General features: G+C 34.0%; 11 protein-coding genes. 5 read left to right on the plus strand and 6 right to left on the minus strand.

Going from position 1 to position 11,579, the window contains the following annotated elements; genetic code table 11:
* Nucleotides 1-507: a hypothetical protein gene (locus tag R2Q59_RS08400; protein ID WP_316785152.1), complete on the plus strand. Its 507-nt coding sequence runs from the start codon at nt 1-3 to the stop codon at nt 505-507.
* Between the two features lie 277 nt (nt 508-784).
* Here R2Q59_RS08400 and R2Q59_RS08405 read toward each other — a convergent pair whose 3' ends face one another.
* Together R2Q59_RS08405 and R2Q59_RS08410 are read right to left on the minus strand one after the other, a co-directional pair.
* Nucleotides 785-1,642: a ferritin-like domain-containing protein gene (locus R2Q59_RS08405; protein ID WP_316767793.1), complete on the minus strand. Its 858-nt coding sequence runs from the start codon at nt 1,640-1,642 to the stop codon at nt 785-787.
* Nucleotides 1,643-1,660: 18 nt separating this feature from the next.
* Nucleotides 1,661-2,383: a ferritin-like domain-containing protein gene (locus tag R2Q59_RS08410; protein ID WP_316767795.1), complete on the minus strand. Its 723-nt coding sequence runs from the start codon at nt 2,381-2,383 to the stop codon at nt 1,661-1,663.
* Between the two features lie 38 nt (nt 2,384-2,421).
* Between R2Q59_RS08410 and R2Q59_RS08415 the strand changes: the two genes are divergently transcribed.
* The 4 genes from R2Q59_RS08415 to R2Q59_RS08430 all read left to right on the plus strand — a co-directional run bounded on the left by R2Q59_RS08415 (nt 2,422) and on the right by R2Q59_RS08430 (nt 8,146).
* On the plus strand, nt 2,422-3,306 hold the full coding sequence (locus R2Q59_RS08415) for a LytTR family DNA-binding domain-containing protein (protein ID WP_316767797.1): 885 nt from the start codon (nt 2,422-2,424) through the stop codon (nt 3,304-3,306).
* Complete coding sequence (locus R2Q59_RS08420; protein WP_316767799.1) at nt 3,296-6,229, plus strand: two-component regulator propeller domain-containing protein; 2,934 nt, start codon at nt 3,296-3,298, stop codon at nt 6,227-6,229. Before R2Q59_RS08415 ends, R2Q59_RS08420 begins: the two co-directional genes overlap by 11 nt.
* 514 nt (nt 6,230-6,743) lie before the next feature.
* Nucleotides 6,744-6,956 (plus strand): hypothetical protein, encoded by a 213-nt coding sequence (locus tag R2Q59_RS08425; protein WP_316767800.1) that lies wholly within the window; start codon nt 6,744-6,746, stop codon nt 6,954-6,956.
* 71 nt (nt 6,957-7,027) lie between these two features.
* Complete coding sequence (locus R2Q59_RS08430) at nt 7,028-8,146, plus strand: GNAT family N-acetyltransferase (RefSeq protein ID WP_316767802.1); 1,119 nt, start codon at nt 7,028-7,030, stop codon at nt 8,144-8,146.
* Here R2Q59_RS08430 and R2Q59_RS08435 read toward each other — a convergent pair.
* The 4 genes from R2Q59_RS08435 to tpiA form a co-directional block, all read right to left on the minus strand.
* Nucleotides 8,143-8,499 (minus strand): helix-turn-helix transcriptional regulator, encoded by a 357-nt coding sequence (locus R2Q59_RS08435; protein ID WP_316767803.1) that lies wholly within the window; start codon nt 8,497-8,499, stop codon nt 8,143-8,145. The two genes, R2Q59_RS08430 and R2Q59_RS08435, sit on opposite strands and share 4 nt — an antisense overlap.
* 22 nt (nt 8,500-8,521) lie before the next feature.
* On the minus strand, nt 8,522-9,874 hold the full coding sequence (locus R2Q59_RS08440; RefSeq protein WP_316785154.1) for a UDP-N-acetylmuramate--L-alanine ligase: 1,353 nt from the start codon (nt 9,872-9,874) through the stop codon (nt 8,522-8,524).
* An 88-nt stretch (nt 9,875-9,962) separates the two neighbouring features.
* The gene (gene prmA / locus R2Q59_RS08445; RefSeq protein WP_316785157.1) at nt 9,963-10,802 is read right to left on the minus strand and encodes a 50S ribosomal protein L11 methyltransferase; all 840 of its coding nucleotides are present in this window, start codon (nt 10,800-10,802) and stop codon (nt 9,963-9,965) included.
* Nucleotides 10,802-11,563 carry a triose-phosphate isomerase gene (gene tpiA / locus R2Q59_RS08450; protein WP_316767809.1) on the minus strand — a complete coding sequence of 254 codons (762 nt, stop codon included), beginning with the start codon at nt 11,561-11,563 and terminating at the stop codon, nt 10,802-10,804. The genes prmA and tpiA overlap by 1 nt, the downstream gene beginning before the upstream one ends.
* Nucleotides 11,564-11,579 lie beyond the last annotated feature (16 nt).

Consider the following 11,579-nt stretch of genomic DNA (forward strand, 5'->3'; position numbering starts at 1 on the left):
ATGCCTAAAAAACGCTACCTAGTTGCCATTCTTATTAGCTTGAATCTATATGCAACGGCTCAGAAAAACTGGGTTAGTCAGAAGTTTGATGATAAATTAACTATCGCATTTCCTGCCGAAGCAAAAAAGGTATCAGAAAGCACTTACATAGCAAGAGATAGTACAGGAACTGTATTTGGTGTAGTTGTGGTTCCTATTGACAAAAATTCTTTTTTAGAAGCCACAAGTACAGATTCTTTACTTACAAGAATTAAATTTCTTGATGTTGTTGTAGGTGGGATAAAAGCTAAAATGCCAAAATATGCCATAGGCGATATTAAGGTTAACCAAGTAAATAATATGAAAACCTATTCGCTTGAAGGTATTAATGAAGAAAATAAATCTACAGTTTACATCAATATATTTTTATTGAATGATATATCTTATTCTCTAACTTGTTTCGTTACAGCAGGCATCAGCACTGCAAACAAGGATTTTTTCTTTAAAGGTTTTTCTATTAGCAAATAATAACTTTTCAATTTGTTATGCAGGAACTCTTTTGAAGCAGATAAGCTTTTATTTCACGCATTAAAACATTGTTTCTTCTGCTGTCTTTGCCATCTAAACTTGATTGCAGTGAAAATCCTTTTTGGCTTTTAAGCCGAAAAGATTGTAACGTAAAGCAAGACTGCCAATAAAAAGAGGGATTGACTTTGCTTTTCAAAAAGAACAAAGACAATTTTAAGTTACATAAAAAAAGGGAAGAAAACTTTCGTCCTCTTCCCTCAATATAAACCAATTAAAACTATGACAATTTTCTTGTTTTGATAAAAATGTTTGCAATGGTTTTTACTGCTGAACCTGTTAAAAACTCATCAAACGATTCTGCCGCTTGAGTTTTTGTAACTGCAGTTCCATTAATTCCAGTAATTTCAACACCAGCAATCATTGTATTTTGCTCACCTGCGTAAACTGCATCTACTTGAGAAATTCCTGTATCATTACCATTTGTGATGTTAGATATCCAAGGTTTTAATGGCAGACCAGCTGCCGCAGCCATTTGACGTAAATGTGATGCGTGACGAGCCTCTACCGAGTGAATTTGCAATGCAGTAGTTAAAACTGGCATTCCTTTTAATACTGGCGCTTGTCCTTTATATGCTCTAACACCTGTATCCTCAAAAGCAGTAGCTACTTTTAAGAATGTTGCATAATTACTAAAAACATCCGCGAAAGCTGTTCCAAAAGTGGCTGCTCCAGTAAAATCAAAATCGGCATCTACAAAAGGCGTAACTGCTGCTGCACCTAAAGCGCCTTTTAATAAGTTTACGTGTGCCAACTCGTGGTTACGAATAGTAGTAATAGCAGCATTTGATGCTGGAGTTGGGAATGCAATAGTAGAATTTGTTAAAGCGTGGTTATAAAAATGATACTCTAAGTACTCTAATGTTAAAGCAAAATTTAAAACTTCATTAACGTTAGTTGGGTTCGACTGTCCGTAAGCTTTTTGAAACATTGAACCTAAAGCTAAAGGCAATGCAGCTAAAGAGATTTTTTTGCCAACGTTAAAAAAATCTTTCATCGCCGCTCTGCGTGGACTTAATCTTTCATAGATTTCACCATCAACTTTTTCTATTTCTTCTAATATATTTACAATATTCATGATTTCTGATTTTTAAGGTTAAAGGTTAATAACATTGATTTTGGTTTTAACATACTTGCCAGCTATCGCCAAAACTTTATCTGGTGTTAATGCACCATCTAGTCCGTTAGCATTGTCTGCACCAAGGGCAGATAAACTAGCTAGATCGGCAAAAGTTCCATTTGAGATTTGATCCCTAACCCAAGCAGCGTGACGAGCCTCTACAGAAACAATCTGTCCGGCAATTACTAAATAACCTGTATCTTTTAACCTAACGCCTGCTCCATTATAAGCAGCAACACCTAAATCTTCAAACGCTTGAGCTGCAGCTAACACACTTGTAGCACTTGTAAAATCTATACTCGAAAAATCTACCGATAAACTACCAATTGCAGCTGTACCTAAAGCTTTTTTAAAGAATTCTCTATGTGCAATTTCATGAAATTGTACATCTTGGAAATAGTTTTTTTGAACCTGAGTAAAAGCAGATGGTGGTGCTGATGCTACTTGAACATAAAATGCAGCTTCTAGTTGCTCTAATGCATAGGCATAATTCAATACACCAAAATCGTCTTTAAAATCTAGTGTTACACCACTTGCAGGTGTAATTGGCCTATCTTTTCTACAACCTGCTGCAGTTAAGGCAACAATTGCAGCGCCTGCTCCTGCAAATTGCAAGAAAGAGCGGCGCTCTAGTTTAGCATCCAAAATGCTGCTTTCTTTAAGCATCACATCTTGTTCTTTTTCGTTTAAATTTTCCATAAGAATGATTTTTAATTTAAGGTTCGTTTAAAGGTCTTATGCTTACACTTACGGTAAATATTTTAGTTCGGTTTTGGCAATGGAATAAATATTTCTTAATACCTCCATTTTTTGATAAATTGAGCCAAATAAAAATGACAGCTGTGTTAAATGCCATTATTGTAGACGACGAAGAATTTGCCCGCTCTTCTCTTTATTTTTTATTACAGGAAAATTGTGATCAAGTAAACATACTTGGCATTGCAAAATCTGTAGCAGAAGCCCGTACACTTTTAAATGCACATCAAATAGATTTAATCTTTTTAGACATTGCAATGCCAGGCGAAAATGGTTTTGAACTTATTCCACAAGCACAAATTGCCAATGCCACTGTAATTTTCACAACCGCTTACGACCAATATGCCCTCAAAGCAATTAAGGCAAACGCATTAGATTACCTGTTAAAACCAATTGATATTGACGATCTAAAGGAAGCTGTTGTAAAAGCAGAAAAGTACATTAACCTAAGTAAAGCAGGTAACAACAGGAATGAAAGCTTAAAAAACTTAGCTACAGACCTAGCTGATAGAACTGCTATTAAAAAAATAACCTTACCAAGTGGCCAAGGGTACAGACTAGTAGATATTGATGACATCATACACATTGAGGCTGACAGCAATTATTCTGTTTTTCATTTAACCAACTTAGAAAAGATTGCTGTTTCTAAAGTATTGAAGGATTATGAAGAAATTTTACCAGAGAATAGGTTTGTAAGGATTCATAAATCGAGTATTGTAAACCTTAAATACATCAAAGAATACAATTCTAAAAATGGCTTACAGGTAATATTAAACAATGGAGATGCCATAAACGTTTCTCGTAGAAGAGCCAGTGATTTTTTCGATAAAATAAAGAACTACACCGATTTTCAAAGTGAGAATTAAATTTCCATACCTATTTTTTTGTTTATCGGCATTCATTTTTGTTTCGGTATTAAAAAGTAATGCTCAAACTGCATATCTTCCACATTATACTACCAAAAATGGCTTACCCAGTAATAATTGTTATTACACCTTACAAGACAAAAAAGGTTTTATTTGGGTGGCCACCGATGCTGGCGTAAGTAGGTTTGATGGTGCCGTTTTTGAGAATTTTTCTGTTGATGATGGCTTGCCTGATAATCAGGTTTTACAATTACGGGAAGATAGCAAGGGAAGAATCTGGTTTTTATCATTAAACGGACAGCTAAGCTATTATTACAATGGAAAAATTTACAATCCAGATAACGATAAACAGCTCAAACAATTAAATTTTAATGCGGTTATTGTTTCATTTCTAGAAGACAGTAAGGGTCGCATTTGGTTTGGCACTAATAAAAACATTATTGGTGTATGGGACGGAAAATCATTAATCAAATACAGTTCGCCTACTTTAGAGAAGCAATATGCAAATGCCTTTATCAATGAAGATAAACAAGGAAACATTTGGGCTTATAGTACAACTGCAACCTTTTTATACATTAAAAGTAATTTTGTTTTAGTTGAGGATAAACTATTACCCTTATCCTACAAAACCTTAACAAGAAAAGATCAAACTGTTTATTTTCTAGATAACACAGGATTAAACATTAAAAATGGAAGTGAAACAGAGTTGATATTGAAGATCAATCCAGAGCTATTGAACAATAGTCCAGGTTATTTATATGTGGATAAAGAATCTATTTGGTTGAGCAACAATAGCGGCGTTTACGCAATTGGTTTTGATGGAAAAGTAAATCAATTATTAAAGGACGTAGATGTTAACCAAGTAATCAAAGACCATAATAGAAATATTTGGTTTACTACGAAAAATGGAATTTATCGTCTGCCAGAAGCCAAGGAACGATTGTACATTTTAAATAAAGCAGACGGTTTAAGTAACGATGTAATTAAAAGTGTTACTAAAGATGAGAATGGAAAAATATGGATGGGGGTTGGAAATGGTATTAACATTTTAAATCCTCATACTAAAGCCGTTCAAAAAATAAACCTCCCAGACCCAAAAAAATACAACCTCATTAAACAACTAACATTCGATAAAAAGAACCAAACCATTTTCTTTTCATCAGATTACGGATTGGGTTATCTTTCAACTAACAACCCATCTCCTGCTCGCATTAGCTACTTAAAAGAGACCAATAATTCTGTTTATGTAGTTAAAAATTTTAGCATCGATACAGGATCTAAACTTGCTCTTTCCTTATCATCTGGGGTTGTTATCATTAATGATAGATTTAAAAAATTCGAATTTTCTTCCTTAAATTATGTAGAGAACAAAGACTATTTTAAAGACCGTTCCTACCGTGTTTATTATGATCATTTCCAAAATTTATGGTTCTCCAATACCAATGGTTTAACTGAATTTGGAAAAGGCCTTTTAAAGAAATACTATCAACAAAACAGTTTATTAACCAAAAGAATTAATGACATAAAGCAATTAGACAATAACATCATCGCATTAGCAACAGATGGCTATGGCATTGTTTTCATTCAAAATGGCAAAATCATTAAGCAGCTTAAGCAAAAAGATGGCTTAAATAATAACATCATTAACCGACTTTTTGTGCAGAATAATTTTTTATGGGCAATTAGTAATACAGGTGTCAATCGAATATCTGTCAATCAAAATCAATTTATCATTAGCTCCTTTGATTATGCGAATGAGTTATTATCTGACGATCTAAATGATATTTATATAGATACCGACACTGCTTATTTTGCAACCAATAACGGATTGGTTTATTTTGCTCATAGTCAGAAATCACAGCAAACAAAGGCACCAAATACTTATATCTCATCTGTAAGTGTTAACAAAGAGCTTTTAGATTTAAGTTTTTCAAGTTTTACGCTAAAACCAGAAGAAAGAAACATCACTTTTAATTATAGTGCAATTGATTTTAAGAACAAAAAAATCGTTTATCGTTATCGTTTAAAAGATGATGAAAACTGGTCGGAAACTAGAAACAGGCGATTAGAACTTTCGTCATTAGAACCAGGTGAGTATTGTTTTGAAGTTTCGGCCAAAAGCCAAGATAGCCAGTGGAGTGCCCCAGCTAAAATTAAGTTTGTTATAGAAAAACATTTTTGGCAAACTTGGTGGTTTTTAATCATAATGATGGTTATTGGTGCTTATTTATTATATATCATAACCGTTCGTATTACCAAAAGGCAAAAAAACAAGGAACAAGAACAGTTACTTCTTAAAAATAAAATCCTGATGTTAGAGCAACAGGCATTGCAAGCCATGATGAATCCTCATTTTGTATTTAACGTGATGAATTCCATCCAGCATTACATCAATACACAAAACACCTCATCGGCAAATAAGGTATTAACGGGCTTCGCAAAGCTGATTAGAAAAAACCTAGAAATCTGCACCAAGAGTTACATTAACTTGGAAGAGGAAATTGAATATTTGAATCTTTACCTAAGTCTAGAGAAATATCGTTTCGGAGAAAAATTCATTTATAGCATTAATGTTGACCAGCAAATTGACAAGGAAGAGACTCAAATTCCATCAATGTTATTGCAACCCTATATAGAAAATGCCATTTGGCATGGTATCATGCCTAAGGAAGAAGGTGGCGAAGTACAAATCAATATCGATCAAAAAGATGAAGATTATTTATGGATTAAAATCATTGATAATGGTGTTGGAATTAAGAATTCGTTACTAGCTAAAAATTCTGCCCACCAAAGTAAAGGGATGAATTTAACACAAGAAAGAATTAATTTATTGAATAAAATTGAAGCAAAACCAATACAACTGTTTATAGAACAGAACGGAAATAGTGGTACAACGATCACTATTTTAGTTCCATTGAGCTAGTTTTTACCGTTTACTCAATTATTCATACCACTTACTCAATAATCTCAAATCTTCGTTCAAATAGCACTAAACTTGTTATAAGATATTAAACAAACAGAAATTGTTTGTTCAAAAAACGTTCTTATAGGATTGACGAAAGATATTTTTTAACCTAACCTAAAACTATATCTCAATTCAGGTTTCATTTGTGTGTTAAAAGCGTCCCAATTAAATTGAGACGCTTTTTTGCTTTTAGCACATTTTCTTTGGCTTTAAAAGTTCAGTACTTTTACATTTTAATTAAAAATTTTTCTGAAAATGCTTGGTTTATTTTCATTTCAATTAATCTTTATCTTCGTTTACAGCTAACTACCTGCATTTCAGTCCAAGAAAAAATTGAAAAAAAGTTTCATAAAAAATCTTTTTATTATAATTTTGATTTAAATATTAATTCTAAAAAACAGGCTTCTTTCTATTAAAAGATTTTTGTAATTTAGAGTACCATTAATACTTTCCCACTATTAATTTTTGTTTTATGAAAGCGCCAAAAAAAACAACCGGTAAAGACATTATTAACAAACCCCTTTCTAGTAAAGAGGATGATGAGGATGAAGACGACGACATACTAGAGACAGAGGATCTAGATGATGATGTTGAAGTTGATGAAGAATTTGATGTGCCAATAGATGATATCAGCACATTCGATAGCTTTGATGACGATGATGACGACGACGACGATAGATATTAGTCTGAAATATAAAATATGATCAGTAAAAGCATCCTTTTAGGGTGCTTTTTATTTTAATTAGCTACCCTAGCATGAAGATTGTACCAGTTAAGGATAAAAAAAGTAAGCAAGAATTTTTAAATGTTGTAGAATCAATCTACCAAAACGATAAAAATTGGATCCGTCCGTTAGATAATGATATCGAAAAGGTTTTTGATGTAAATAGTAATCCTTTTTTTAAACATGGTCAATGCACAAGGTGGATATTAAAAGACAACAATAATAAAACCATTGGCAGGGTTGCTGCATTTATTAATGAGAAAAAAGCCCATAATTATGAAGTGCCAACTGGCGGAATGGGTTTTTTCGAATGTATAAATAATAAAGAAGCCGCTCTTTTACTTTTCGATACTGCTAAAAACTGGTTGCAAGAGAAAGGCATGAAAGCAATGGAAGGTCCAATTAACTTTGGAGAAAATGATACCTTCTGGGGATTATTGGTAGAGGGTTTTACGCCCCCATCTTACGGGATGAATTATCATTTACCTTATTATCAGCAATTCTTTGTAGACTATGGTTTTATAACAGCTTATGAGCAGTTAACTAACCACATTAACCTTACCATTCCTTTCCCAGCCAGATTTACCAAAATAGCCAATTGGGTAGCTGCTAAACCAGATTATAGTTTCGAGCATTTCAAAAAAGCAAATGCCGAAAAGTACATTAATGATTTGATGGAAATTTATAATGATGGCTGGCAAGATTTCGAAAACTTTGTTCCCATTAAAAAAGAAACATTAACAGAAAGCTTCAAACAAATGGAAGTTATTATGGACGAGAACCTGATTTGGTTTGCCTACGCCAACGGCGAACCTGCAGCTTTCGTGGTAATTATTCCAGATGCCAACCAAATGATCAGGGGACTTAATGGTAAGCTAGGCTTGTTAGAGAAGTTAAAGTTTGCCTACAAACGTTGGATTGGCGTAAAACGAATGCGTGCTATTGTGATGGGGACAAAAACTAAATTCCAAAAACTTGGACTAGAATCTGCTCTATTCATAAAATTAGGAGAATATGTTTTACCTAAAAACCAATATGTAGAACTAGAGCTATCTTGGGTAGGCGATTTTAACGAAAAAATGATTGCTATACATGAAGCAACGGGTGCCACTTTTGGAAAGCGACACCTAACCATGCGTAAAGGTTTTTAATGTAGGGCGTAATTCCTTATTTCCTCATATAATTCAATTACCTTTTTCTGAAGTTTGATAATCTCGTCTTCTTGATCGGCAAGCTTTTCTTTTAGCAACCTGACTTCTATGGTGCTTCCTGGTCCGAAATTCATACCGTCCCTAGCAATTATTTCTAAGGTGGAAACTTCAAACAGATTGGCAATTTGGTTTAACCTAGAGATGTTTATATCAGTAATGCCGCTTTCTATCTTTGAGAAGGCAGGTATGGAAATTTTTAAACGTTTTGCCACCTCTCCTTGGCTCCAGCCTTTTTTTTGACGCAGTACCCTTATATTTTTCCCAATATTGCTGTTTTTGCCAATGATGCTCATTTGTTTAGTTATTTGATTTATACTAAACGTTCAACTCTAATGCCAACTTAACTAAATCTATACCACCAAAATTACCAGAGCTCATTAATAAAAGATTTGTATTAGAAAAATCTAATTCCCTTAAATAACTTTCTAGTGCCACTGCATCGCTAAAAAAAATGATGTTTTTATCATTAAAAGATGTTTGAACATCTTGCACGTTTAATGGTTCCATCTTTTTATGTTTAAACGTTTTTTCATCAATATAAACGATGGCCAGGTCTGCATCGTGCATCGTATCTTTATATTGTTGCAAAAACTCTTTGTTTAAGCTACTAAAGGTATGCAGCTCCATACAAGCTACTAATTTTCTATTGTTAAATTGTGCTTTTACTGCACTAATTGTAGCCGTTAACTTAGATGGTGAGTGTGCAAAATCTTTATAAACACTGGTATGTTGAGTGGCATTTAAAAGCTCTAAACGCTTGGCTGCACCAGTAAATGAAGCAATAGCTACATTAAAATCTTCCTCATTTATAGCTAAAGTCTCACAGACTAATCTTGCTGCATTTAGGTTCATTAAATTATGATCGCCGAAGACCTGCAATGGGGTGTTTTGAGGCAAAAGATATGTTACACCATCAATTACCTCATGAGCCGGAATGGAGTAAGGAATCTTGTCTAAATTTGCTTTAGAATTAACAACAATTTTTCTTAATTCTAAATCATTTTCACAATAGATTAATTTTCCCTTGGGTAATATCGTGTCAATGAATTGAGTGAACTGGGAAATATAATCCTCAAACGTTGGGAACACATTGATATGGTCCCAAGCAATGCCACTAATTACTGCAATGTTGGCTTGGTATAAGTGAAATTTTGGTCGTCTATCAATCGGCGACGCCAAATACTCGTCTCCTTCAATGATGATTACAGGAGCAGCATCAGTAACCTTTACCATGGTTTCAAACCCTGCCAATTGCGCCCCAACTAGGTAATCGAAGTCTCTTTTATAATAATTAAGCACGTGTAAAATCATAGAAGTAATAGTAGTTTTACCATGACTGCCACCAATTACAACTCTCAGTTTATCTTTAGATTGCTCGTAAATATATTCAGGGTAAGAATAAATCTTCAAACCCATTGCTTGAGCTTTCAATAACTCAGGGTTATCTAAACGAGCATGCATCCCTAATATAACAGCATCAAGGTCTGGCGTTATGTTTTCTTCAAACCAACCAAATTCGGCAGGTAATAATCCATAATTAGCCAACCTAGTACTCGATGGCTCAAAGATCACATCATCAGAACCTGTAACCTTAAAACCTTTTTTATGTAAAGCAATGGCTAAATTGTGCATCGCACTTCCGCCAATGGCAATAAAATGTATTCTCATCCCTAAAAATTTTGAATGATAGAATTTTGAATGATTGGAATAAGCAAAATGCTGTTATTCAAAATTCAATCATTCTGTCATCCTATAATTAATTCTTAACAAACTTCGTCGCTACCCAATCACCAATCTTTTTATGGTCTATATAACTTAATCCAAATTTAGCGCAGTGATCTTTAATCATACCCAAATCTGGAGTTTCATAAAAACCGCTAAAATAGATTGATCCACCTTGTGTTAATACCGCAGCGTAACTTTCTATCTGATCTAGCAAAATGTTTCTATTGATGTTTGCTAAAATGATATTAAATTCTTGCTCAGGAATTACATCCTTACTTCCACAAAGCGATGTCAAGTTATCAATCTCATTTAAGCCGGCATTTTCAATCGCACTGCGATAACATACCTCGTCATTATCAATGGCAACAATATCCTTTGCTCCTCTTTTTGCTGCTAAAATTCCCAAAATACCTGTACCAGCGCCCATATCTAGGATAACTTTATCTTGCACATCGGCTTCTAAAATGTAAAGCATCATCATCGTAGTAGTTTGATGGTGACCAGTACCAAAAGCCATTTTTGGATCTATTACAATCTCGTATTTGTATTGAGGTTGATGTTCATGAAAAGTTGCCCTTACATAACAATCATCATTAATAATAAGTGGTGTAAAGTTCTTTTCCCACTCTTCATTCCAGTTTTCTGGGGCGATGGAACTTACCACATAAGTATGTTGCAATTCATCGCCATAACCAGTCAAAATGGATTTTAACTCAGCCTCATTAAACTGATTAGCTAGGATAAATGCATCAAAACCAGTCTCAGTATCTTCGAAGGTATCAAAGCCAATATCTCCAAGTTCTGCAATCAAGATATCTTTTTGATACTCTTGAATATCAGTAAAACTGAAGGTTACTTTTTTATATTCCATTAAGAATTGAAAGTTTTAACGATGTCTACAAAATCACGAGATTTTAGAGAAGCACCACCAATTAAGCCACCATCAATATCTGGTTGAGCGAATAATTCTGCTGCATTTTTAGGATTACAACTTCCGCCGTATAAAATTGTGGTATCATCAGCAACACTCATTCCGTATTTAGCGTCAATTTTAGCTCTAATAAATGCATGAATGTCTTGTGCTTGCTCTGGTGAAGCAGTTAAACCTGTACCAATTGCCCAAACTGGTTCGTAAGCTAAAATTACTTTGCCAAAATCTTCTGCACTTAATCCGAATACGCCATTTTCTAATTGAGATTCTAAAACGTGGTAATAACTACCGTTGTTTCTTTCATCTAAGGTTTCTCCAATACAAAAGATAGGCACTAAATTGTTCTGCAAAGCGATAACTGTTTTTGAGGCTAATAGCTCATCAGATTCTGCAAAATATTGTCTGCGTTCCGAGTGACCAACCAATACATATTCACTACCAGTAGATTTGATCATCTTAGCAGAAATTTCTCCTGTATAAGCGCCACTTTCGTTCTGGTGACAGTTTTGCGCACCAATTTTAACGATGCCATTACCTAACTGTGCTAAACTGTTCAAATGAATAAAAGGAGAGCAAATCACAACCGTTTGATCGCCCTTTTTCTCATCTCTAACCATATTTACAATTTCCGAAAATAAGGATATGCCTTCGCTATATTCCAAGTTCATTTTCCAGTTACCAGCAACAATTTTCTTTCTCATTTTTTGTTTATGTTTA

Origin of the sequence: Pedobacter frigiditerrae (assembly GCF_032678705.1) — a bacterium.
Lineage (GTDB): Bacteria > Bacteroidota > Bacteroidia > Sphingobacteriales > Sphingobacteriaceae > Pedobacter > Pedobacter frigiditerrae_A.